Source organism: Gordonia sp. NPDC003950, assembly GCF_053605205.1.
Window position 1 is genome coordinate 109,759 of the sequence record NZ_JBSGIT010000008.1, and the last position, 23,958, is coordinate 133,716.

At 66.9% G+C, this 23,958-nt stretch carries 23 protein-coding genes; 13 read left to right on the forward strand and 10 right to left on the reverse strand.

The genetic code is table 11. The features are described from left to right. Positions 1 to 621: variant leucine-rich repeat-containing protein (locus ACWETB_RS09140; RefSeq protein WP_452210697.1), on the forward strand; the 621-nt coding region annotated here is incomplete at its 5' end. A gap of 37 nt (positions 622 to 658) precedes the next feature. After that, positions 659 to 1,663 carry an esterase/lipase family protein gene (locus tag ACWETB_RS09145; protein WP_452210699.1) on the forward strand — a complete coding sequence of 335 codons (1,005 nt, stop codon included), beginning with the start codon at positions 659 to 661 and terminating at the stop codon, positions 1,661 to 1,663. Positions 1,664 to 1,683: 20 nt separating this feature from the next. Here the strand turns inward: ACWETB_RS09145 and ACWETB_RS09150 are convergent, their stop codons facing one another. The 5 genes from ACWETB_RS09150 to ACWETB_RS09170 form a co-directional block, all read right to left on the reverse strand. Continuing rightward, on the reverse strand, positions 1,684 to 2,301 hold the full coding sequence (locus tag ACWETB_RS09150) for a TetR/AcrR family transcriptional regulator (protein ID WP_452210701.1): 618 nt from the start codon (positions 2,299 to 2,301) through the stop codon (positions 1,684 to 1,686). Between the two features lie 51 nt (positions 2,302 to 2,352). Further along, a complete protein-coding gene (locus ACWETB_RS09155) occupies positions 2,353 to 4,023 on the reverse strand; it encodes a SulP family inorganic anion transporter (protein ID WP_449741382.1) in 1,671 nt (556 codons plus the stop codon). Next, positions 4,020 to 4,394, reverse strand: coding sequence for an ArsR/SmtB family transcription factor (locus ACWETB_RS09160; protein WP_449741381.1), 375 nt, complete (start codon positions 4,392 to 4,394; stop codon positions 4,020 to 4,022). Before ACWETB_RS09160 ends, ACWETB_RS09155 begins: the two co-directional genes overlap by 4 nt. A gap of 155 nt (positions 4,395 to 4,549) precedes the next feature. Next, positions 4,550 to 5,014: a SixA phosphatase family protein gene (locus ACWETB_RS09165; RefSeq protein ID WP_449741869.1), complete on the reverse strand. Its 465-nt coding sequence runs from the start codon at positions 5,012 to 5,014 to the stop codon at positions 4,550 to 4,552. Positions 5,015 to 5,040: 26 nt separating this feature from the next. Continuing rightward, the gene (locus tag ACWETB_RS09170) at positions 5,041 to 5,325 is read right to left on the reverse strand and encodes a hypothetical protein (protein WP_449741380.1); all 285 of its coding nucleotides are present in this window, start codon (positions 5,323 to 5,325) and stop codon (positions 5,041 to 5,043) included. Between the two features lie 83 nt (positions 5,326 to 5,408). On the opposite strand from ACWETB_RS09170, the gene ACWETB_RS09175 reads away from it, so the two are divergent. Then, on the forward strand, positions 5,409 to 6,323 hold the full coding sequence (locus ACWETB_RS09175; protein WP_452210704.1) for a DMT family transporter: 915 nt from the start codon (positions 5,409 to 5,411) through the stop codon (positions 6,321 to 6,323). On the opposite strand, the gene ACWETB_RS09180 is transcribed toward ACWETB_RS09175, so the two are convergent. After that, positions 6,253 to 6,711 (reverse strand): flavodoxin family protein, encoded by a 459-nt coding sequence (locus ACWETB_RS09180; protein WP_348806753.1) that lies wholly within the window; start codon positions 6,709 to 6,711, stop codon positions 6,253 to 6,255. The genes ACWETB_RS09175 and ACWETB_RS09180 overlap by 71 nt on opposite strands. A gap of 166 nt (positions 6,712 to 6,877) precedes the next feature. On the opposite strand from ACWETB_RS09180, the gene ACWETB_RS09185 reads away from it, so the two are divergent. Genes ACWETB_RS09185 through mmsB form a run of 3 tightly spaced genes read left to right on the forward strand, consistent with a single transcriptional unit; the run spans position 6,878 to position 10,488 of the window. Beyond that, positions 6,878 to 8,410: a CoA-acylating methylmalonate-semialdehyde dehydrogenase gene (locus tag ACWETB_RS09185; RefSeq protein WP_452210706.1), complete on the forward strand. Its 1,533-nt coding sequence runs from the start codon at positions 6,878 to 6,880 to the stop codon at positions 8,408 to 8,410. A 9-nt stretch (positions 8,411 to 8,419) separates the two neighbouring features. Next, positions 8,420 to 9,583: an acyl-CoA dehydrogenase family protein gene (locus tag ACWETB_RS09190; RefSeq protein ID WP_449741376.1), complete on the forward strand. Its 1,164-nt coding sequence runs from the start codon at positions 8,420 to 8,422 to the stop codon at positions 9,581 to 9,583. A gap of 35 nt (positions 9,584 to 9,618) precedes the next feature. Then, positions 9,619 to 10,488 (forward strand): 3-hydroxyisobutyrate dehydrogenase, encoded by an 870-nt coding sequence (mmsB, locus tag ACWETB_RS09195; protein WP_452210708.1) that lies wholly within the window; start codon positions 9,619 to 9,621, stop codon positions 10,486 to 10,488. Positions 10,489 to 10,696: 208 nt separating this feature from the next. Here mmsB and ACWETB_RS09200 read toward each other — a convergent pair whose 3' ends face one another. Continuing rightward, positions 10,697 to 11,200, reverse strand: a complete 504-nt coding sequence (locus tag ACWETB_RS09200) for a MarR family transcriptional regulator (RefSeq protein WP_449741375.1) — start codon at positions 11,198 to 11,200, stop codon at positions 10,697 to 10,699. Positions 11,201 to 11,205: 5 nt separating this feature from the next. After that, the gene (locus ACWETB_RS09205) at positions 11,206 to 11,790 is read right to left on the reverse strand and encodes a TetR/AcrR family transcriptional regulator (RefSeq protein WP_452210827.1); all 585 of its coding nucleotides are present in this window, start codon (positions 11,788 to 11,790) and stop codon (positions 11,206 to 11,208) included. A gap of 76 nt (positions 11,791 to 11,866) precedes the next feature. On the opposite strand from ACWETB_RS09205, the gene ACWETB_RS09210 reads away from it, so the two are divergent. Then, positions 11,867 to 12,331 (forward strand): DUF4188 domain-containing protein, encoded by a 465-nt coding sequence (locus ACWETB_RS09210; protein WP_452210711.1) that lies wholly within the window; start codon positions 11,867 to 11,869, stop codon positions 12,329 to 12,331. On the opposite strand, the gene ACWETB_RS09215 is transcribed toward ACWETB_RS09210, so the two are convergent. Continuing rightward, complete coding sequence (locus ACWETB_RS09215) at positions 12,316 to 12,948, reverse strand: TetR/AcrR family transcriptional regulator (protein ID WP_452210713.1); 633 nt, start codon at positions 12,946 to 12,948, stop codon at positions 12,316 to 12,318. The two genes, ACWETB_RS09210 and ACWETB_RS09215, sit on opposite strands and share 16 nt — an antisense overlap. 197 nt (positions 12,949 to 13,145) lie before the next feature. On the opposite strand from ACWETB_RS09215, the gene ACWETB_RS09220 reads away from it, so the two are divergent. Genes ACWETB_RS09220 through atzF form a run of 5 tightly spaced genes read left to right on the forward strand, consistent with a single transcriptional unit; the run spans position 13,146 to position 19,977 of the window. Then, positions 13,146 to 14,687 carry an amino acid permease gene (locus tag ACWETB_RS09220; protein WP_452210715.1) on the forward strand — a complete coding sequence of 514 codons (1,542 nt, stop codon included), beginning with the start codon at positions 13,146 to 13,148 and terminating at the stop codon, positions 14,685 to 14,687. 36 nt (positions 14,688 to 14,723) lie between these two features. Then, on the forward strand, positions 14,724 to 15,617 hold the full coding sequence (locus tag ACWETB_RS09225) for an urea amidolyase associated protein UAAP1 (RefSeq protein WP_452210717.1): 894 nt from the start codon (positions 14,724 to 14,726) through the stop codon (positions 15,615 to 15,617). 27 nt (positions 15,618 to 15,644) lie between these two features. Next, the gene (locus ACWETB_RS09230) at positions 15,645 to 16,319 is read left to right on the forward strand and encodes an urea amidolyase associated protein UAAP2 (protein WP_348806762.1); all 675 of its coding nucleotides are present in this window, start codon (positions 15,645 to 15,647) and stop codon (positions 16,317 to 16,319) included. After that, the gene (locus tag ACWETB_RS09235) at positions 16,316 to 18,319 is read left to right on the forward strand and encodes a 5-oxoprolinase/urea amidolyase family protein (protein ID WP_452210719.1); all 2,004 of its coding nucleotides are present in this window, start codon (positions 16,316 to 16,318) and stop codon (positions 18,317 to 18,319) included. The genes ACWETB_RS09230 and ACWETB_RS09235 overlap by 4 nt, the downstream gene beginning before the upstream one ends. Further along, entirely contained in the window at positions 18,316 to 19,977 is a 1,662-nt protein-coding gene (gene atzF / locus ACWETB_RS09240) for an allophanate hydrolase (protein WP_452210721.1), read from the forward strand. Before ACWETB_RS09235 ends, atzF begins: the two co-directional genes overlap by 4 nt. Before the next feature lie 7 nt (positions 19,978 to 19,984). Here atzF and ACWETB_RS09245 read toward each other — a convergent pair whose 3' ends face one another. Beyond that, complete coding sequence (locus ACWETB_RS09245) at positions 19,985 to 22,072, reverse strand: DUF222 domain-containing protein (protein WP_452210723.1); 2,088 nt, start codon at positions 22,070 to 22,072, stop codon at positions 19,985 to 19,987. A 545-nt stretch (positions 22,073 to 22,617) separates the two neighbouring features. Between ACWETB_RS09245 and ACWETB_RS09250 the strand changes: the two genes are divergently transcribed. Next, entirely contained in the window at positions 22,618 to 23,868 is a 1,251-nt protein-coding gene (locus ACWETB_RS09250; RefSeq protein WP_452210725.1) for a hypothetical protein, read from the forward strand. Positions 23,869 to 23,958 lie beyond the last annotated feature (90 nt).

Genomic DNA, 23,958 nt, shown 5'->3' on the forward strand with positions numbered 1-23,958 from the left:
GCACAACAGCCCGCACCATTCGGTCCCGCCCGGCCGGGACCGGGTTTCGGTGCCCAGGGCCCGAACATCGCCGGCGCGCCGGTCCGTGCCGCAGTGGGCGGTGGGATCATCGCGGTGCTCGCGGTGATCCTCATCTTCGTGTTCTGGCCGGTGGCGATCTTGCTGTTCATCGTGGCCGGCGTGTACGCCTTCTTCCTGGCCACCGGAATGCCGATGGCCGCGGGCCCGCAGACGACGATCGCCCACGCGGCATATGCGTGGCGCTCGGTGATCGCCCCGGCATTCGGCGGACGATCGACGCCGAACCCGGCGCATCCCGGACCGAACCCGGTATATCCCGGCCCGAACCCGATGACGCCCAACTCGATGGCATCCGACCCGATGTCCCCGAACCCGGTCGCGCCTGCGCCTGCGACGCCGGCGCATCCGTATACGGCCGCGCAGGCATCCAATCCGGGCACCGACCCGCAGGTCCTCTCGCAGATCGCGGCCGCCGCACCGGAGTTGCGGGTGCTGGTGGCCAACAATCCGGCGACCTACCCGGGGTTGCTGGACTGGCTCGACACCTACGGCGACGCGCAGGTCAAGGCGGCCGTCGCACAGCGTCGCGGCAGCTTCTGACTGCACACACCCCGCGACCAGGGAGTACCGTGCCGAGATGAGCATCCGACACCGGCGCCCGCGTGGCCTGCCGAGCGTGCTAACGGTGTGCGTGCTGACGGTGTGCGCGCTGACGGTGTGCGCGCTGCTCGCGCTCGGCACCGCCACCGCGTCGGCGCAACCGTCGCCATCGCAGCCCCTGCCGGTGACCTACGACTTCCTCTCCGGGATCTCCGCAGAGCTCGAGAACCCCGGTGGCTCGCTCCCCGGCACCAACGACTTCTCCTGCCGCCCGGCCGCGGCGCACCCGCGTCCGGTGATCCTGGTGCACGGCAGTGGTGGTGGGCGACAGACCAATTGGGCGACGATGGCGCCGGTGCTGGCCAACGCCGGCTACTGCGTGTTCGTCCCGACCTACGGCACGCTGGGCACCGTATGGCCGGCGTCGGCACTCGGTGGGCTCGGGCCGAAACCCGACAGTGCCTGGCAGCTCAAGGAATTCGTCGATCGGGTGCGTGCGGCCACCGGCAGCGATCAGGTCGACATCGTCGGTCACTCCCTCGGCACCGAGATCCCCACCTACTGGATGAAATACCTCGGCGGGCGCGGGCAGGTGGCGCACTATGTGTCGCTGGCCCCGTATTGGCGTCAGGGCCCCGACGACGATGACGCCCGCGGTGAGGCGATCGCGGAATTCCGTGCGCGCCTGGGCATTCCCGAACCGGTCCGGCCGTCGTGTCCGGAATGCTCACCGGCCCCGGCCGATCGGGATTTCAATCGTGCCGTGCGCGAGCCGACGCCATATCTGCCGGGCGTGCAGTACACCAACATCGTCACTCGCCACGACGAGATCGTCACACCCTATGACGTCGGGATACTCGACGGTCCCGCCGGTACGTCGGTCACCAACATCGTCGTACAGGACGGGTGCCCCGCCGATCATTCCGATCATCTGTCGATCGTGGCCAATCGGCGTTCGGCCGCACTCGTGCTGCGGGCGCTCGATCCGTCATCGGCCGTGCCGGTGCCCTGCGTGCCGGTGTCCCCGGTCACCGGCGGCTGATCGCCCCCGGCCAGGGCCGGCTAGGGCGCGGCGATATAGGTGGTCAGCACCCGAACGGCCGCGTCGACGGTGTGTTTCATCGCGGGTTCGTCGGCGGTCATGACGTATCCGAGCGTCATGCCGTCAGTGAGTGCGATGACCACCGGCGCGATCTCCTCCTCGGCGACCGCCCACCGGAATCTGCCCAGCCGTGCCCCCTCCCGCAGCATGCGCACCACCAATTGGGCGTAGCTGGTGTAGAGATATTGGGCGAGTGTTTCGAGTCCCGGGGTGCGACGGGCGTAGAGCCCCAACGAGATCAGCGCGTGTTCGCGGGTGGCGTTGCCGGCGACGTCCCCGGCGAACGCCTCGAACCCGGCACGCAACACCGCCTCCGCGGGCAACCCGGCCGGCGCGGACTCCGCCTCGAGCATCGTCACCCGCTCGGTGAGGGCCTCCAACTCCTGATTGATACCGAATTCCGCGACCGCGGCCAACAATTCATCGCGATTGTCGAAGGCATAGAACAGGCCCGACTGCGGGACACCCGCTTCGTCGGCAATGCGCCGCGTGGTGGCGCTCTCGACTCCTTCGCTTGCGATCACTCGCAACGTGGCCTCGATGGCGAGTCGGCGTCGCTCTGCGACACTCAACCGCATCTTTCTCCTCAGTTCTTCTCGGTGACGCGTGGACGCACGTCCAAAGCAATCCTAACTTTCACTGAGTGCTTCGTTTGGCGAGGTCGGCGTCGTTACATGCGTGCGGGCATGGGCCACCGCTTCGTCGAGGGTGGCCATGAGGTGGTTTTCGTGCCGCAATGAATCGATGACGCCCACGCCATTGAGCAGTCCCAGGTGTTCGGACTGGACGCCCTTGAGGATGACGGTGATTCCTCGCGATTCCAGATCGGTGACGATCTCGGCCAGTGTGTGGGCGCCGGTCGCATCGATCATCCCCAGATGCGACATGCGGATGATCACCACCGAGACCTTCGATCGGCCGGCTCCCTCGCTGATCGTCGAGGAGATCCGCTCGGCCGCACCGAAGAACATGGCACCGTCGAGGCGGAGCAGGGCGATGTGTTCATCGCCGGGCTGCGCCGGGCCGGGGAGTTCCTCGCGAGTGACGCTGGACCGGCGCGCGATTTGTCGCAGCGCGAAGAACGCGGCGACCACGATGCCGATCTGGACCGCCTCGATGAGGTCGAAACACACCGTGATCAGTGCGGTCACCACGAAGATGATGGCGTCGGACCGGGTGGAGCGCATGATCTTCCGGATCGTCGACGTCGAGATCATCCGGAAACAGGTGACCATCAACACGCCCGAGAGTGCGGCCAGCGGAATGGTCGCCACCGGGCCGGTGGCCAGGTACACCACGCCGAGCAGGAACAACGAGTGCACGATCGCCGACACCCGGGTGCGGGCACCGGAGCGCACGTTGACCGCGGTGCGGGCGATGGCGCCGGTGGCGGGCATGCCGCCGAAGAGACCCGACGCCACCGATGCCAGACCCTGCCCGGTCAGTTCGCGGTCGGGATCGTAGGGGCCCGTCGGCGACATCGTCGCGGCGACACGCGCCGATAGCAGCGATTCGATCGCGGCGAGCGCGGCGATGGCCAACGCCGCGCCGAAAAGTGATTGCAGCGCACCGGCATCGACGTGCGGCAGGGTCGGGGCCGGCAGATGGGAGGGCAGTTCGCCGATGGTGGCGACGTCGATGTGGGTGAACCGCACGACGAGGGTGACGACGATGATGGCGGTGAGCGATTCCGGGATCGCCCGGTGAACGCGGGGCAGTGCGACCATCAGCAGGGCGACGGCGGCCACCACCCCCAGGGTGCGGCCGGCGGCCGCCCAGTCGGCGTGCGCGGTGACCGTCCACGCCGCCGGCAGCGTTCGCTCACCCTTCGGTGGTGACGTCGCGAAGGCCGCCGGGATCTGCTGCAGGAAGATGATCACCGCGATACCGAGGGTGAAGCCCTCGATGACCGGCCACGGGATGAAGGTGACCGCCCGGCCGAGTCCGACGGCACCGGCGATCAGCACGATCAGCCCGGCGAGCACCGTCACCATCGCGATGCTCGCGAGACCGTGTTGGGCCACGATCGGCGCGAGGATCACCGCCATCGCTCCGGTGGGGCCGGACACCTGCACATGCGAACCGCCGAAGATCGCGGCCACCAGGCCGGCGACGACCGCGGTGATCAGCCCGGCCGCGGCGCCGACACCCGAGGAGATACCGAAGGCGAGTGCGAGGGGGAGTGCGACCACACCGACGGTGACACCGGAGACGATGTCGAGCTTCCACGACGAGCGCAGACCTGCGTAATCGCCGCGTCCCGGCAGCAGTCGCCGGACGCGGGAGATGAGCGGTGTCATGGCCGGCCGACGGGCGGCAGAGCGGAGATGGCGTCGAACTGATCGCGCTGGGCGCCGAGGGTGTCGTAGAGGAAGGTGCGGGCGATGAGCAGCAACTCGGAGATCTTGGGGTGGGCCAGCCGATAGAAGACGGCGTTGCCGGTGCGCGTCGAGGTCACCACGTGATGCCGTTTGAGCACGGCCAGATGCTGCGACATCGCGGTCGGCCCGATGTTGACGATCTTGAGCAGGTCACTGACCGCGGTGGGGTCGTCGCTGGCGCTGAGCACCTCGAGGACACGAATCCGGGCCGGGTGGGCGAGCGCCTTGAAGAGGTTGGCCTTGATCTCGTAAAGCGGCTGATCGGTTCCGGAGAAGCCGTTGGTGGTCATGAGGTCTCCTCGTGGCGGCGGATTCCGAAGCGAATACCGCGGACTTATGGATTACGCAAGTGCGAAATCCATCGTACGGCGGTTGGTGACAATCGCCAAACATGAGTGACGCGGATCGCGGCCGAACTCGCGGTGGAGTCCGAGTCGCGTGGGAGTCAGGAACGGGGCACGCGAACACCCACCAGGTGGGCGTCGGGATCGGGTGCCAGGCCGATCCCGGACCACGGCGAGCCCAGGGTCACGACCGCGTACGCCGACGTGGGGAATCGATCGATCTCGCCGTCGGGATCCAGGCTCAACGCCGTCGACGGCATACCCGGTTCGTGCCCGACGACGAGTACGGTCGCCGCGTCGGCCGGGACATGAATGCGGATCGCCTCGAAGATGTCGTCGGGAGTTCCGCCGTAGATCTCGTCGAGGAACTCCGTCGGGGCGTCGATACCGGTCCGTTGCAGGGTCTGGCGGGTGCGGGTGGCGCTCGAACACAGCACCGCATCGATGTGCAGGCCCTCGGTACGCATCCAGTCGCCGGCCAAGGCCGCCTCCAGGCGCCCACGGTCGGCCAGCGGCCGCTCATGATCACCGACGCCGGGCGGATATCCGGACTTGCCGTGCCGCATCAGGACCAGCGTGCGGGTGACCGAACTCACGCCACACCCCGCTCGGTGCGGCGCTCGCCGGAGCGGATTTCGGTCGACGCCGAACGCAACACCCGCGCGGTCGCACGCCACGCGGCCGCCTCCTGGCGATGGAAATCCGCGAGATCGTCGTCGCCGGCCGCCTGCGCCGCGTCCGCGAGGTCGTCGTACTCCCACGACTCGTCGAGGCAGTCGGTGATCACCGCGGGAATCAGCGTGTGATCGGCGCACACCGCGCCGATCGTGACGGCGTCGAGCGTCGCGAGGAGTTCCAATTCAGACCGCAACCGCATGACTCCAACCTACGAGCGACGCGCGCACGGATGCGGTAGCGACACCGCCCACCTCTCGGGAGACATGCCCTAGCCTGGTGGGCGTGCACTCCTGGCTCCCCGCGCTTCTCGCGGTTCTCGCGGCGCTGATGATCGCCGCCGGAACCGTGCTGCGTCAGCGCGCCTCCCGGGCGTCGGGGGCCATAACCAAGGGCTGGTGGCTGGGTGCGGGGATCGCGATCACCGGCTTCGCGCTGCAGGCCGGTGCGCTGGGCCTGGGGTCGATCCTGTTGGTGCAACCGCTGGTGGTGCTGGCGGTGCTCTTCGCGCTGCCGTTGGAGGCGTGGGCCGACCGACGGCATCCGGCACATCGCGAATGGGCGTGGGGTGGGGTGCTGGTGGCGTGCGTGGCCACGTTCCTGGTGATCGCGCGCCCGGAGCCGTCGATGCGCAGACCCCCAGATCTGGTGATCTGGGTGACCGTCGCCGCGGTGATCGGGGTGATCGTGGCCTGCGTGCTGTGTGCGGAACGCTCGACCCCGCACTACCGGGCCCTGTTCTACGGACTGGCCGCGGGCACCCTGTTCGGGGTGTCGGCGCTACTCATCAAGACGATCGTCTACCAGCTGTTTCATCACCCGGTGCACATGTTCACCCATCCGGAGATCTACCTGTTCGTGGTGGTCGCCGCGGGTGCGGTGATCGCTCAGCAGAAGGGCTTCGGGGCCGGCGATCTGCAGACCTCGTTCCCGGCGATGAACGTCATGGAGCCGGCGGTGGCGATGGTGCTCGGCGTGGTCCTGCTGGGGGAGAACCTCAAGGTGTCGACGACCACCGCACTGTTCCTCGGCGTCGTGCTCGCCGTGATGATCCGTGCGGTGGTCGAGTTGGCGAAGGAATCGGCGGTGCGTTGCGGGACCCTGCCGGACTCCGTCGGGGCGCCGTCGGTCAGGCGTTTACCGGAGCGATCACCGGAATCAGATCCTGGGCCCACTGGGCGGCCATCGCGCTCGGCTTGATCGCCGAGGAATTGTCGTGGCGGGCGTGCTCGCCGACCTGGGTGGCGCCGCGCGCGGTGAGTTTCTCGGCCATGATCTCGCCACCGCGGTTGAAGGTCTCGCCGTAGACGGTGTCGCCGAGTCCGAAGACGGCGAAACGTACACCGGTCAGGTCCGGGGCCACCTCGTCGAGTTCGGCCGCGAAGGGCTCGGCGCCGGTCGGCAGTTCGCCCTCGCCGTAGGTCGAGCAGATCACCACCAGAAAGTTCTCGGGATCGAGATCCTCGACCGCGAATTCGCTCATGTCGTAGATCGACGGGTCGTGGTCGGCGGCCAGGACGTCGGCGATGGCGTCGGCCACCAGTTCGCAGTTGCCGGTCTCGGTGCCGTAGAGGATGACGACGGACATGGTGACTCCTTCCGATGGATCGCGCGCAGGTCGCACAAACAGGGGCAAGGGTAGCCTCTTTTCCTGCCGAAATGCCATTGGACTTTGGTCACCCCTTGGCGCAATTACTTGGATGTCCTAGTATTGGTCGTGTCACGACCCCGATCAGAATTCAGGTGATCTCGCGGTGAGCGCATCCTCCACCACATCCATCCCGCACTACCTCAACGGCGCCAAGGTGGCCGCCGACGGCGGTCGCTTCGCCGACGTGTTCAATCCCAGCACCGGCCAGGTCGCCGCGCAGGTGCCCCTCGCCAGTACCGACGAGGTGGCCGCCGCCGTCGAGACCGCCAAGAAGGCGCAGAAGGAATGGGCGGCGTGGAACCCGCAGCGCCGCGCCCGGGTGCTGATGCGCTTCGTCGATCTGGTGAACAAGAACGCCGACGAGATCGCCACCACACTGTCCCTCGAGCACGGCAAGACCCACGCCGACGCCCTCGGCGACATCCAGCGGGGCATCGAGGTCATCGAGTTCGCCATTGGCATCCCGCACCTGATCAAGGGCGAGTTCACCGAGGGTGCCGGCACCGGCATCGACGTGCACTCGATTCGTCAGCCGCTCGGCGTCGTCGCCGGCATCACCCCGTTCAACTTCCCCGCCATGATCCCGCTGTGGAAGGCCGGACCGGCGCTGGCGTGTGGCAACGCCTTCATTCTCAAGCCCAGTGAGCGCGATCCGTCGGTGCCGGTGCGTCTGGCCGAATTGTTCACCGAGGCAGGACTTCCCGACGGCGTCTTTCAGGTCGTGCACGGCGACAAGGAGGCCGTCGACGCGCTGCTCACCCACCCCGACGTCAAGGCGCTGGGCTTCGTCGGCAGCTCCGACATCGCGCAGTACATCTACGAGACCTCGGCGGCTCACGGCAAGCGGTCGCAATGCTTCGGTGGCGCCAAGAACCACATGATCATCCTGCCCGACGCCAACCTTGATCAGGTCGTCGACGCGCTGATCGGCGCCGGTTACGGCAGTGCCGGCGAGCGCTGCATGGCCATCAGCGTTGCCGTTCCGGTGGGGGAGCAGACCGCAGAACGCCTGCGCACCAAGCTGATCGACAAGGTCAACGCGCTGCGCGTCGGGCATTCGCTCGATCCGAAGGCCGACTACGGCCCGCTGGTGACCGCCGCGGCGCTCGAGCGCGTGACCGGCTACATCGGCAAGGGCGTCGAGGAGGGCGCCGACCTCGTCATCGATGGTCGTGAGCGCACCAGCGATGAGCAGACCTACGGCGACGAGGACATCTCCAACGGCTTCTTCATCGGCCCGACCCTGTTCGACCATGTCACCAAGGACATGTCGATCTACACCGACGAGATCTTCGGCCCGGTGCTCGCGATCGTGCGTGCCGGTGACTACGAAGAGGCCCTCGCGCTGGCGTCGGATCACCAGTACGGCAATGGTGTTGCCATCTTCACCCAGGACGGCGACGCCGCCCGCGACTTCACCGCCCGCGTCGAGGTCGGCATGGTCGGCGTCAACGTGCCGATCCCGGTTCCGGTGGCCTACTACACCTTTGGTGGCTGGAAGCGCTCCGGCTTCGGTGACCTCAACCAGCACGGACCGGCGTCGATCCAGTTCTACACCAAGACCAAGACGGTCACCTCGCGCTGGCCGTCGGGCATCAAGGATGGCGCAGAGTTCGTCATCCCGACGATGGACTGAGGCCGTCACGTGACGACCTTCGCCGACGCGGGTCTCGACTCCGATGAACGGGTCATCGTCGAGACCGCGTCCGATTTCGCCGCCAAACGTCTTGCCCCCCATGCGCTTGCGTGGGACGCCGAGAATCACTTCCCGGTCGCCGAGTTGCGCGAGGCCGCGCAACTCGGCATGGGGGCCATCTACTGTTCCGAGGATGTCGGCGGTAGTGGCCTGCGCAGGCTGGACGGGGTGCGGATCTTCGAGCAGCTCGCCTACGCCGATCCGGCGGTGGCCGCGTTCCTGTCTATCCACAACATGTGCACCTGGATGGTCGACGCCTACGGCACCGACGAGCAACGCGCACAGTGGGTTCCGCGGTTGGCCGAGATGGACACGGTGGCCAGCTACTGCCTCACCGAGCCGGGTGCGGGGTCGGATGCGGCAGCGCTGGCGACCCGGGCCGAACGCGTCGGCGACGACTACGTCCTGACCGGGGTGAAGCAGTTCATCTCCGGGGCCGGCTCATCGGATCTGTATGTGATCATGGCCCGCACCGGTGACTCCGGACCCAAGGGGATCTCCACCTTCCTCGTCGAGAAGGATTCTGCGGGGCTGAGTTTCGGTGCGCAGGAGCACAAGATGGGCTGGCACGCCCAGCCCACCGCGCAGGTGATCCTCGACGAGGTGCGGGTACCCGCTGCCAACCTGCTCGGCGGCAAGGAGGGCATCGGTTTCGGTATCGCGATGAACGGCCTCAACGGTGGGCGGCTCAACATCGCGGCGTCGTCGCTCGGTGGTGCGCAGGCGGCCTTCGACAAGGCCGCCGAGTACGTCGCGTCGCGAAAGGCGTTCGGGTCCAACCTGATCGACGAACCCACCATTCGGTTCACGCTCGCCGACATGGCGACGTCGCTGCAGACGTCACGGCTGATGCTGTGGCATGCGGCCGGCGCACTCGATGCCGGGGCTGCCGACAAGGTGGAGCAGTGCGCGATGGCAAAACGCTATGTGACCGACGCGTGCTACACGGTCGCCGATCAGGCGCTGCAGTTGCACGGCGGCTACGGCTATCTGACCGAGTACGGAATCGAGAAAATCCTCCGGGATCTGCGTGTGCATCGCATTCTGGAGGGGACCAACGAGATCATGCGCGTTGTGGTGGGACGTTCCATCGCCGCGCGGCACGGCAACTGAATTCCTCGAGCAATCGACAAGGTGGAGATTCGACAATGACGACGATCGCTTTCCTCGGCCTCGGCAACATGGGTGGCCCGATGGCCGCCAACCTGGTCAAGGCCGGGCACACCGTGCACGGCTTCGACCCGGTGCCCGAAGCGGTGAAAACGGCGCAGGGCAACGGCATCGAGACCTTCCCGACCGCGGTCGAGGCGGTCGCCGTGGCGCAAGTGGTGATCACGATGCTGCCAAACGGCGGCATCGTCAAACAGCTCTATGACGAGATCCTGCCGGCAAGTGCCACCGGCACCCTGTTCATCGACAGTTCGACGATCTCGGTGGCCGACGCCCGGGAGATTCATCAGCGGGCCGCCGACGTCGGTTTCGCGCAGGTCGACGCGCCGGTCTCCGGTGGGGTCAAGGGTGCCACCGCAGGCACGCTGGCCTTCATGGTCGGTGGCACCGCAGAGGCCTTCGCCGAGTCGCGCACCATGCTGGACCCGATGGCGGGCAAGATCATTCACTGCGGTGACAGCGGTGCCGGTCAGGCGGCCAAGGTGTGCAACAACATGCTGCTGGCGGTGCAGCAGATCGCCGTCGGTGAGGCCTTCGTGCTGGCCGAGAAGCTGGGACTGAGCGATCAGGCGCTCTACGACGTCGTCACCGGCGCCACCGGAAACTGCTGGGCCATCGAGACCAACTGCCCGGTGCCCGGACCGCAACCCGGCTCGCCGGCCAACAACGAGTTCAAGCCGGGCTTCGCGACCGCCCTGATGAACAAGGACCTCGGCCTGGCGATGGACGCCATCGGCGACACCGGTGCCCGAGCCCCGTTGGGCACCCACGCCGCCCAGCTGTACAAGGCATTCGCCGAACAGCATGCCGGACTGGACTTCTCGGCGATCATCGAGACGCTCAAGTAACCCCGGATCACTGACAGCGCTCTCTCACGCGTTGACAGCGCTCGCCGACACGTTGATCGGCCGGTGGGGAGGGGCATTCACGTCGGTGGCCTGACACGCTTGCCCATTTCTAGACATTCCGCGAGTAGCGATTTGGCAAAATCCCAGGTCGCGGGGGTTGGTCTACCTGGCGAATGTCTAGAAATGGGCAAGCCCGCACTCTCCGTGCTCAGAAGTCCCCGGCCTGATGCCGCAATGACTGGATCGCCCCGACGAGGCCGGTGATCTGGCCGGGATCCATGCCGACGTTCGCGAACACCTCGCGATTGAGGGTGGCGGTGGCGTCCTCGACGGTGGAGCGGCCCAGGTCGGTGATCTCCACGAGGGTGGTGCGTCCGTCGGTGGGGTGGGGGAGTCGCCGCACCAGCTTGGCCTCCTCCAGTCGGCGGATGGCGTGGGTGACGCTGGTGACGTGGACCTGCAGACGGTCGCTCGCCTTGGTGATGGGCAGCGCACCCTGCTTCGAAAAGGCCAGCAGCCGAAGCAGTTCGAAGCGGGAGAAGGTCAAATCGTAGGGGCGCAGCGCGGTTTCGACGCGCGCCAGCAGGATCTGGTGGGCGCGCATCACCGAGGTCACCGCCACCATGCCGTCGGAGACGTCATCCCATCCGGCGGCGTCCCAGTTCGCCTTCGCCTCGGCGATGGGATCAAAACTCATGCTGCGCCCGGCCATGACGATCAGCCTAGGGCACGCCAGCCCGCGACCACCGCACTCCCGGCGGCGACGGGGTCGGCGTCGTCGGGAAATCGTCCGGCCAAGAGCAGCAATGACAGTCCGTGCACCTGCGCCCACAGCGACGCCGCGACGGTGGCCGGGTCGGCGGGCCGGAAGACGCCGGCGTCGATGGCCGCGGTCACGGCGTGCCGCAGCGGGGCCATCACCCGCGCCGACGCCGCCTCGGTCTCCTCGGACGGTTCGATGCCGACCGTGGACAATCCGAACATGAGCTCGTAGAGCCGCGGATTCTCCAGCGCCCACCCGACGTAGGCGATGCCCAGCGCGCTCACCGCGTCGTCCTCGCGCGTCGCAACCTCCTGGGCCGCCGCGAATTGCTCGAATGCGCGCACCAACACCGTCCGGGTCAATCCGTCCTTGCTGCCGAACAGCGAATAGACGGCGGTCGTCGACGTCCCGGCGGCCTGAGCGGCCGCGCGCACCGAGAGCCCGCCGACGCCGCTGTCGGCGACGATGCGGGTCGCCTCGTCGATCAGACGACTGCGCAGATCGTCGTCGTGCACCTTGGGTCTTGCCATGCGTCCCAGTGTTTCATAACATCGTTTCGTAACGACGTTACAGAACATGGGAGACGACATCATGGCCTGACCCGACGCCCGCCGGATGACCAGCACGATCCCGCCCGAGGGCACCACCCTCTTCCTCATCGGCATGAGCCTGCCGCGGCCGTGGCACCCACGCGCGTGGCTCGGCGTGTTCCTCGCGATGCCACGGATGCTGGTGTTCCTCAAGCGACATCCGGAGGCGGGTCTACTGTCGTCGCGCCTGTATGTCGGGTCGTCGATCATGGTGGTCTCGTACTGGCGCGGCGCCGAGGATGTCCGTCGCTTTGCCGCCGATCCCGACGCACCGCATCGCCCCGCGTGGCAGTGGTTCACCAAGCGCCACGCCGACACCAACGCCGTCGGGATATGGCATGAGACCTACGTGATCGGTGAGCACGAAACCATCTACGGCGGCATGCCGCCCCACGGACTCGCCGACGCGGTGGGTGCGCAACCGCTGGGCCCGGGCACGCGGACCTCGGCGCAGCGGGCGGAGCACAACCGGCGTTACGCGCTCGGCTGATGCTCGATGAGCATCTCGATCGCACCGACGATGGTGTCGATGAGGCCGGCGGCGGTGTGGTCGCCGAGTTCGCCGCGTTCCTCGTCGGAGCGCAGCATGATGATCGACTCGACGAGCCGGAACGGCAGCAGACACCGTTTGTCGGCCGGATCGCCGAGTACTTCGACGGTCAGCGACTCGTAGGCCTGCGCCAATTCTTCACGTGCGGAACGGAATTCGGCGTAGCGCTCGTCGGCGACCTCGGGCAGGAGGTACAGCGAGCCGAGGTTCCAGCGGGAGTCGACGAGTTGCCCGGCGTCATAGCGGGCGAGATCCAGCAGCCGGTCCATCGCCGGGTCGTCGCCGACGAGGAGTTCGCGGGCCCGTTCCAGTGACGGTACGACGGTGGCCTCGAGGAGGTCGGCGAGGATGTCGTCCTTGTTCTTGAAGTAGTGATACATCGAGGCCTGCCGGATGCCGACGGCCTCGGCGATCATCCGCGTCGACGTGCCGCTGTATCCGTGCCGGACGAAGAGTTCGGCGGAAGCGTCGAGAATCTCCTCGCGTGCCGTCGCCCCTCGCCTTTTCGGTTCGACGAGGCGCGGGCGCCCCGGACCGGCGCCGCGAGTGGATGACATGGCTCTACCCTAGGCCACGGCTGTAGGCCCACAGACGGACCGCAGGCGGTCCGCGCCCGGGGGCCGCCGCGTAACACGGATGTCACCGGGGTTTCCCGATTTGCAACATATCTATCATCTGATAGAAATAGCTCCACGGTTATCTATCAACCGACAGATAAAACGCTCAACGGGGAGCCCTCTCGAAGGACATCCACATGACCCTGGCCGCTTCCACACCATCCGCCACCCCCTCGCCCACCACCGGACACGACGCCGACGACCTGTCGGAATTCGGCTATGACCAGCAACTCCACCGATCCCTCGGCAAGTTCGCGTCGTTCGCCGCGGGCTTCTCGTTCGTCTCCATCCTGACCACCATCTTCCAGCTCTTCGGCCTCGGCTTCGGCTTCGGCGGACCGGCGTTCTTCTGGACCTGGCCGATCGTCTACGTCGGCCAACTCCTCGTCGCCCTCTGCTTCGCCGAGATCGCCGCCCGCTACCCACTGTCCGGGGCCATCTACCAGTGGTCCCGCCGCATGGGCGGGGAGGTGATCGGCTGGTTCGGTGGCTGGTTCATGATGATCGCGCAGATCGTCACCGCCTCCGCCGCCGCGATCGCCCTGCAGGTGGTGTTACCCAGTGTGTGGAGCGGTTTCCAGATCATCGGCGACGACCCGACGCTGACCAGCACCTCGGGCGCCGCGAACGCCGTGCTCCTCGGTTCGATCCTGCTCGTCATCGTGACCGCCATCAACTGCATCGGCGTCCGCTGGATGAGCCGTGTCAACAACATCGGCGTCACCTGCGAACTCGTCGGCGTCGTCGCCGTCATCCTCGCGCTGTTCACCCACGCCAAGCGCGGCCCCGACGTCGTCTTCGACACCGGCGTCCCCGGCCAGCAGCCCGGCTACATCTGGGCGTTCATCGTCTCCGGTCTGATGGCCGCCTACGTGATGGTCGGATTCGGCTCGGCCGGTGAACTCGCCGAGGAGACCCGCAACCCGCGTCGCGTCGCGCCCCGCACCATCCGGATGGCGCTGACCGTCTCCGCACTCGGCGGTGGCCTGATGCTGCTCGGTGCCCTGATGGCCGCGCCGACCCTCGGCGAGGAACTCGCCACCGGCGGTCTGCCCTACGTGCTCGACTCCGTGCTCGGCAGCTTCTGGGGCAAGGTCCTGCTGTGCGACGTCGCGGTGGCGATCTTCATCTGCACCCTGGCCATCCAGACCGCGTGCTCGCGGCTGATGTTCTCGATGGCCCGCGACAATCGGCTGCCGTTCTCCAAGACGCTTTCACATGTCAACTCGCGCACCGGAACCCCGATCGCGCCGGCCATCCTCATCGGCGTGCTGTGCATCGGGATCCTGGTCATCAACGTGGGCAACTCGGCCATCTTCGCGACGCTGGCCAGCGTGTGCATCATCCTGATCTACCTCGCCTACCTCGCGGTGACCGGACCGATGCTCTACCGCCGCTTCCAGGGTTGGCCGAAGGGCACCGTCGCCACCGACTCCGCCGGCAAGAAACTGTTCGGGCTCGGACGATTCGGCATCGTCATCAACATCCTCGCGGTGGCCTACGGCACGCTGATGGTGATCAACCTGGCCTGGCCGCGCGCCGAGGTCTTCGACCCGAGCGGCGAGATGCCGATCCTGCGCTGGGCCGGCCCGATCTGCATCGTGGCCACCGTCCTCGTCGGGATCGCCTGCTTCCCGCGCGGCAAGGAACATCCCAAGCCCGTCACCGTCGGCGCCTGACGCCGCAGAGCACAAGCACTACAAGGAGTTTCGATCATGACCACCACCGCAACCACAACCGGCGCAACCACAACCGGCGCAACCACAACCGGCGCAACCGCCACCGGTACCACCGCCGGCGCCCGGGAACACGCCCGCGCGCAGGCCGGCACCATCACCGATTCGATGCCGGTCGTCCCCGCCTCGCGCTGGCCTCACCCGCCGGCCGGCGTCGACGCCGCCGACCTCACCTGGGCCGAAACCGTCCCGGGCGGGCGCTACACCACCAAGGTGCTCGCCCGCGGAACCCGAATCCGCCTGCGCGACATCACCGGAAGCGCCTGCGCGCACATCCTGATGTGGCGGAGCGACGCACCGTGGGAACGACTCAACGTCGCCGACACCGTCAAGGTGCCGTGGCAGGCCTACCTCGCCACCGGGCATCCGCTGCTCAGTGACCAGGGGCGGGTGCTCGCGACCGTCGTCGCCGACGACAGTGCCCATCACGACGCGCTGTGCGGTACCAGCACGCTGACCGGCAACACCGCAAAATACGGTGCCGGGCAAGCCTATTCGGACACACCGGCCGGTCGGGAACTGCTCATGCTGGCGGCTGCGAAGAACGGCCTCACCGCCACCGACGTCGCACCGTCACTGTCCTTCTTTCACGGGATCGTCGTCGAGGAGGACGGCACGCTCACCTCGAAAGGATCGGCCGGACAGAACAAGTCGGTGGAGCTCGTGCTGCATCTCCCGGTCATCGTGGCGATCGCCAACACCGCGCACCCGCTCGATCCCGCACCGGAGTTCGCGACCGGCCCGCTCGAGGTTCTCGCGTGGCAGGCCTCGGCCGACCTCGATGACCTGATCGCCGGTGCCGCCGACCGCGACCCCGAGTATCAGCGCGCCGTCGCCAACAGTGAAGACGCCCACGCCGCACTGCACTTCTGATCACCCACTTTCTCGAGGACTCCCATCATGACCACCTTCCTGGACCCCACCCTGATCGACCCGACCACCGCCCCCGCCGCCGATGTGGCACTCGTGCCCGGGCAGGTGATCGCCGACGAGATCATCGCCGACCGCGCGCCCTGGTCGGGAATCGTTGCCGCGGGCGATGTCCTGACCATCGTCGACCTGCACGGCAATCAGGCCGTCGACACGCTGTTCTACGGCGCGCACGACCACGCCGTGCGGTACTCGGCGCAGGCCACGATCGCCGCGCAGGGCAACATCTTCCTGACCACCGGATCGGTGATCCGCGACCAGGAATCGGCCCCGATGATGACCATCGTCGGCGACGAGGTCGGCAACCACGACACCCTCGGCGGTGCCTGCTCGCAGGAATCGAACACCCTGCGTTACGGCCACCACACCAAACATCAGCACGCCTGCGTGGAGAACTTCCTCATCGGCGGTGCCCGCCACGGACTCGGCAAGCGTGATCTGGTCGGCAACGTCAACTTCTTCATGAACGTGCCCGTCGACCCCGACGGTTCGCTCGGCATCGTCGACGGACTGTCGGCACCGGGCCGTCGCCTCGCGCTGCGCGCCGAGGTGGACACCCTGGTGCTGGTGTCCAACTGCCCGCAGATCAACAACCCGTGCAACGGATTCGACCCGACCGCGGTGCGTGTGGTGGTGACCCGATGAGTACCGCCTCGCCCCACGCGACGATGGAGATCCTGCGCGCCGGTCCGCTCACGACGATTCAGGACTGGCCGGGCCGGGTGGGCTACTGGAAGGTCGGGGTGCCGCCGTCGGGACCGATGGACGACCTGTCGTTCCGCCTCGCGAATCTCGCGGTCGGCAACCCGGATTCGGCGGCCGGTCTCGAGGCCACCATGGCCGGCCCGCGGATCCGGTTCGACGATGCCACCGTCGTGGCCGTCACCGGCGCCCCGGTGCCGGTGACCGTCGACGGAAAGCCGATGCCGCAATGGGTTCCGCTGCATCTGGCCGCCGGGCAGGTGCTCGACGTCGGGATGGTCGGTGAGTTCGGCCTGCGCGCGTACATCGCGGTTGGTGGTGGACTCGACGCCGAGGAGTATCTCGGTAGCCGGTCCACATTCACCATGGGTCGCTTCGGTGGTCACGACGGCCGGACCCTCACCGACGGCGACATGCTCGCTGTGGGATCGGCCCCGACCGGGCTGGTCACCAGAATCCTCACCGAAGAGCAACCGGCACTGACCAATTCGTGGGAGCTGGCGGTCACCGTCGGTCCGCACTCGGCACCGGAGTTCTTCACCCCCGCCGACATCGATGATCTGATGTCGACGCCCTACGAGGTGCACTTCAACTCCGACCGCACCGGCGTTCGCCTCATCGGACCCAAACCGCGGTGGGCACGCACCGACGGCGGCGAGGCGGGACTGCACCCGTCCAACATCCACGACAATGCGTATTCGGTGGGGGCACTGGACTTCACCGGTGACACCCCGATCCTGCTGGGTCCCGACGGGCCGAGTCTGGGCGGCTTCGTGTGCCCGGTCACCGTGGTGGCGGCCGAACGGTGGAAGCTGGGGCAGCTGAAACCGGGTGACACGGTCCGCTTTGTGGCCGTGCGGGCCGAGCACGCGGCATCACCGGCCGAACTGGGACTGGGCCGCCGGGCGCACTTCGCGCATGTCATCTCTGCCGGCGGAGACGCCGACAACGGCATCCTGGGCCGCACCACCACCGCCGACGGCGCCACCGAGGTCACCTACCGGCGCAGCGGCGACGACAACATCCTCGTCGAGTACGGGGACATGCGCCTGGATCTGGCGCTCCGGGCGCGGGTTCACGCCCTGGCCGAACGGATCGCGGCGGAGTCGCCGACAGGACTCGTCGACCTGACACCGGGTATCCGGTCGTTGCAGGTCAAGGCCGATCCCGGGGTGTGGTCGCAGGCCGCCATGTTGGACTGGCTGACCGAATGTGAGTCGCAACTGCCGTCGGCCGGCGACCTCGTGGTGCCCAGTCGGGTCGTCGAATTGCCGCTGTCCTGGGACGATCCGGCCACCCGCGAGGCCATCGAACGTTACATGCTCGGCGTGCGATCGGACGCGCCGTGGTGCCCGTGGAACATCGAGTTCATCCGGCGCATGAACGGCCTGGACTCCGTCGACGACGTGTATCGCATCGTCTTCGACGCCGAGTACCTCGTTCTGGGTTTGGGCGATGTGTATCTCGGTGCGCCGGTGGCGGTTCCGCTCGATCCACGCCACCGATTGGTCACCACCAAGTACAACCCGGCCCGCACCTGGACTCCGGAGAACGCCGTCGGCATCGGCGGGGCGTACATGTGCATCTACGGGATGGAGGGGCCGGGTGGCTACCAGTTCGTCGGGCGCACCACACAGGTGTGGAACCACCGGCATCCGCAGACCGCGCCGGGTTTCGACGCCGAGCACCCGTGGTTGCTGCGGTTCTTCGACCGCATCCGCTGGTATCCGGTGAGCGCCGAGGAGTTGCTGGACATGCGTGCCGACGTGGCGGCGGGCCGCGGCGACAGCACCCGCATCACCGACGGCATCTTCTCGCTGGGCGCCCACCAGCAGTTCCTCGATGAGAACGCCGAGTCGATCGCCGCGACACGTGGTGTCATGGAGGAGGCACGCGCCGAGGAACGTCAACGTTGGTCGCAGAAGGGAGAGTTCGCCGCATGAGCCGCATCGACGAGATCTACGCGCGGATCGCGGCCACCGACCGTCCCGAGGTGTTCACTACGCTGCGTGCCCAGGCCGACGTTGCCGCCGAGCACGAGGTGGCGCTGGCCGCGGGTGGGTCGCTCGCCGGCATGGTGCTGGCCGTCAAGGACAACGTCGACGTCGCCGGAGTGCCGACCACCGCTGCGTGTCCGGGGTACGCCTACACGCCGGAGGTCGACGCGCCTGCGGTGGCCGCACTGCGGTCAGCCGGTGCGGTGGTGATCGGCAAGACCAATCTCGACCAGTTCGCCACCGGCCTGGTCGGAACGCGCAGTCCCTATGGGGCGGTGCGTGATTCGCGACGGTCCGACCGGATCTCCGGAGGTTCGAGTTCGGGATCCGCGGTGGCGGTCGCCCTGGGCTTCGCCGACATCGCGATCGGCACCGACACCGCGGGCTCGGGACGCGTACCAGCGGGGCTGCAGGGAATCGTCGGGGTGAAGCCGACCGTCGGTGTCGTCTCGACCGGCGGTGTGGTGCCCGCGTGTGCGGAGTTCGACGTGGTCACCATTTTCGCTGACAACGTCGACACCGCCGATCGTGCGATGGCGGCGATGGCACACGCATCGGGTCCGCGGCCGTTCGGTGCCGAGGTGACCTTCGCGGCACCCGCTGACGCGATCGTTGTGGTACCCGAACAACTTCCGGAGTTGTCGGAGGCATGGCGGCATGCGTTCTCCGAGGCGGTGTCACGGGTGGAGGCGGCCGGATTCCGCGTCAAGACCATCGATCTGAGCTCATTCCTGGCCGCGGCGAAACTGCTGTACGACGACGCGCTGGTGGCGCAGCGGTATGACGCGGTGGGGGAGTTCATCGACGGTGTCGGGTCGGCTGATGAGGCCGGGCTCGATCCGACGGTGGCTGCAATCATTTCGGCCGCCGACCGTTTCTCGGCGGTCGAGATGCTCCGTGCTCGACGGCAGTTGACCGAACTGCGGGACGAGGCGATGCGGCAGTGGGGCGAGGCCGCGGTGTTGATGGTGCCGACGGCGCCGATGCACCCGACGATCGCCGAGGTCGACGCCGATCCGGTCGGGGTGAACTCCCGGATGGGTACCTACACCAACTTCTGCAATCTCTTCGACCTGTGTGGGGTCGCCGTTCCGGCCGGGTCTGTCGCCGAATCCGGCGGCAGCACTGCACAATTCGGAGTGACGTTTCTGAGTCGCGGACACGAGGATGCCGTGGTCATGGATGTCGCCCGACGATTCGGTGGTGCCGAGGAATCGGCGCCGACGTGGGTCGAGAGTGTCGCGACGACGGTGGAACTCGCCGTGTTCGGGGCGCACATGGCCGGCGGCCCGTTGGTGCATGAGCTGGCCGACCGCGGTGCCCGATGGGCCGGCGATCTGATGACGTCCGCGGCGTATCGCCTGGTCGCCCTCGACACGACGCCGCCGAAGCCCGGTCTGATCCGTGATCCGGCCGCGGGGCGTGCGATTCACGGTGAACGGTGGATCGTGTCGACCGCGGCGCTCGGTGAGTTCCTTGCGACGCTGCCGGAACCCATGATGCTGGGCAGGGTCGAATTGTCCGACGGCCGGTGGATCGTCGGATTCGGTTGTGCCGCAGATGCCGCGGCCCAGGGGCAAGACCTGGACCGCGACCGCTGGTGACGCCACCTCAGAAGGGTGGTGGTGCGCCGTCGTCGGGCACGACGGGGTATCGCTTCTTGCGTCGTTTCGGGCGTGGCGGGGTGAGTGGGTCGACACCGTCGGCGATGCGGGCGCGGTTGCGTTCGCGTTCGCGGCGTCGCCGTTCGTATTTGGCGGCGAGCCGATCCCGCTTACTGGTCGGAATCACTCCCGGTTCTTGGGGTGTGGGTGGTTTGGCGGGTGGGTCGGCGAACCGGTAGCGGCGTAGCCCGCCGAAGAAGTCTTCGAGGGTTTCCGCCGGTCCGGGAATGTTCAAGCCTTCCGGGGTGGTGAAAATCGTGACCAGGCGTCCGTTCTCATCCCGATATTGGTCATCGAGCCAGCGGGAATGCGTTTTCTGCAGGTGGTGGCCGCGGCATTTTGCGTTCAGTTCGTCGGGGGTGGTGTGTCCGCCGAGGTCGGGATGTTCGTGGTCGTATTCGTGTACGTGGTCGCAGTCGGCGTCGAAGGCGCTACCCCGGCAGGCGGGGATGACGCATTCGCCGTGGCGGATGCGGATGAACTCATCCAATGCGGTTGACAGTCGGTACGGATCCGAGGGCAACGCCGACGGGAGTTCGACGTCTTCGGGATTGACGCCCTTGGGCACCAGGCGTCGGATCGTGGTGGGGTATCGGGTGATCAGATCGAGGATCTGTTCGGGGATGAGCGCGCCTTGGCCGATGAGGTAGCCGAGGTTGCCGCCGAGTGGGGTGTCGTCGGCCGAAACGGTGCTGCCAGCGCCTGATTTGGCGTCGACGGGTGCCGCGCCGGTGGCATCGTCGGGCGACGCATCGGGAGGTCCATCGTCGGCGGGTTCCGGCACGGGTTCACCTACCGGTTCTGCGGCGAGTTCCGATTTCGCGGTTTCACCGTCTCGGTCAGGACCGCCCTTGTCGAGTAGCGCCATGTGCACCGCACGCGTGCCGGTCTCGGCGCCCGGCCCGGGCTCGAGATCCGGTTCGGGCTCGAGATCAAGTTCCGGTCCATGCTCGGGCTTCGGTTCCGGACGACGTGACTGGCGCACCGATTCGGTTGCACCATCTCGGGATTCGCTGTCGGCGGCGGACCGCCTCCGCTGTTGCGCCTTCTCCTTCTCCTGCGCCTGTTCTTGTTCGTGTTGTTCTTGTTGCTGTTGGCGTTCCTCGATCGCGGCGGCGGTGGTCTCATCGGCAATCACGTGCAACACGATTTGCACATCGGGGATACAGCCCGGCTCCGGGATCACCGCGGGACACTCCTCACGCCCACACTCACACGTGAACAGGGTCCCCGACAACAATGAGTACATGGCATCGGCGTGGCGTTGCCGCCGGGTGCGCGGATCCTTACCGCAGGCACAATCAGCCAGCGCGGCGATCGTTTTCTCCGCGATCGTGATGTGTTCGGCGGCCATGGTGCCGGTGATCTCCCCGGTCCCATCGCCCTCGTAAAGGGTGAACACACCCCGCCCCTCCAGGTTCCGCTTCCGCGGTTCCCGCACCGCATCCGGAGCGTGCTGGAAGACGATCCTGTCGGCCATGTCCCGCAGACTCGTCGCCGGCCACTGCCCGGTCCGCTCGAACAACCGGTCCGCGATCGCCGCATCCACCAGCGCGGTGTTCGGGTGCATCTCGGGCCCCACATCGAGCAGGCTGGTACGCGAGATCAGGGTGCGGAACTGACTGTGACTGATCCGGCCCTCGCGTAACGCCCGCCCGGTCTTGGGTAGGCGGGTGGCCATCACGATCGCCTCATCCAGCATCCGTCGGGCGCTGACCATCGCCAGATTGCGGGTGCGGGAGATGTGGTCGGCCGCGATCTGCGCGTACTCCGCTGACGCGTCCAACCGATGATCGGTCAGACACCTCACCACATACGCGGTGAAAGACGAGTCCAGCCACGCCATATAGGAACGGCAGCGGTCCAACTCGGTCATCGCGACCAGCACCTCGTTGATCGAATGTTGATCCAGCCGATCCGGATCCACCCCGAACAGAAACGAGTTGGGTAGACCCGGCCACGGCGACGGCCCCTGCCGCAGCAACGCATCGCGTACATCCCCACGAATCCGTGCGCTCCATGGAATGCTGCTCACTCCTCGCCCCCTCGAACAAGATGACTATCGAATCTCTCTTCGATCTGACTATGATTGTAAAGACGGACACCGACAAAAAACTCTGACGAGCACGACCCCGGAATCTGTGGATCAACGGAGTTCTTGGATCGCGTGCGTCGGCAGGATTACTCGTGGTTTACTGTCTCAGCTTCTCTTAAGGAAACAGGAGACCACTGCATGAGCACCACCCCGTTGCGTCCGGAAACGGAACGCCCCGAACACCTTTCCGGGACTTCCCGCGGACCTCGACGACACACCCGGATCACGGCCGGGATGATCGCCATCCTCACCGTCCTGGCCGTCGGAGTCGGTGTGACCATGGGGGAGGGCAGGCGCGGGCCGCAACGTTGCCGACCTCGACGCCCAGTGCCACGGGAACCATCGGCGACATCATTGGTGCCCTCGCGAACAATGGCCAGTTGCAGACGCTCGCAGATCAGTGGCGTTTCAACCTGTGTTCATCAGACTCGGATGGTGGGCCGCGGAATGGTGGTGCCGACTGCACTGAATCCACAGGAGTCGGCGTGGCAGTCGTGCTTCCGTCGAAGATCGATCTTGTGCCGGGCGACGTGTATACGCCTGCCCAGAGCATCTTCAACGCCGCCTACGACGCCGGCCTCGACTGGAACGACGACGGCAAGATTCTCGGAATCACCGTCCCCGTACCCGACGCAGCCCTCCCCGAAGGTACCGCCAAGGTGGTCGGAGACGGCTTCCAGTTTGCGTTGGCGTCCGGAGGCGGCGAAGCAACCGCGATCTCCTACCTCCCGCTGAGCTTGGCAACCGCCGGAGCAAGCGATGGCCGAAAGGCGTACGCCTTTGCGATCATCGGCATGGCGAACGCATGGACGACCAGTGCGATTCCGGTCGAGATCTTCACCATTCCGACTGGCTTCGCCTTGCCGGCCATCCAGCATGTCAGTTGCTACGGTGTTCTGACCGCCGCGTACGCCGAGAAGGTGGGCGCATGCGCAAACGCACTCGGAACCTTCGACTTCAAACTCGATCAGCTGCAGGACATTCCGCAAGTGCAGTTCGCGCTCACCGATCCGTCCGCGATGCTCTTTGATCCGGCTGACACTCTCACCAAGGCGCTGCAAGGACTGTTCAACGGAACGGGATTCACCCTCAGCAAAGACTTTGTCCGACTGTCCCTCGGCGGCGATTCCCTCCTCGCACTGACGAGTGACTATGGACTGTCGGCGCCGGTCACGGTGAACTGGCTCGGGTCGACCATCACCATCTTCCCGACCACCACGATCAACGGCTCTGTCCGCCCCAACCGCCTGGCATTGCCGACGATCGCCCTCGGGGATCTCGACACCGACCAGATCATCCCGATTATCTCGATCCCGAAGAGCACGTTCCCGTTCGGTCTGCAGCCGCTGGGGCCGTACACGACCGGCTCGACGTCCACGTCATCGCTCGTCTCGGCGCGCACCCTGGCGTCGACATCCACAACCCCGAGTGCCGGCCTGCTGCGATCCGCGTCGATCTCGGAGACCGATGACGAGGATTCGGAAAGTGATTCGGACACAACCACAACCACTTCACCGTCGACCACCTCATCGTCGGCGACGGCGACATCCGGCTCTGCGGCGAGTTCGTCGAGTTCGTCGAGTTCGAGCAGCAAGACGTCGACCTCGACGAGTCGCTCGACAAACGTCACCGCGTCGACCGAGTCGACCGACGACACCGACCAGGCCGATGACTCCGACGACGATGACACGACGACCACCAACGGCTCGACCCCGACGGTGACCGGCGCCAACTGACGGTTCCGCCATGAGCTCGACAGAGCACACCGCCCCGCGATCGATTGCGACGCGGGGCGGTGTGCGTGTCCGAGCTTGCCCGACTCGTCG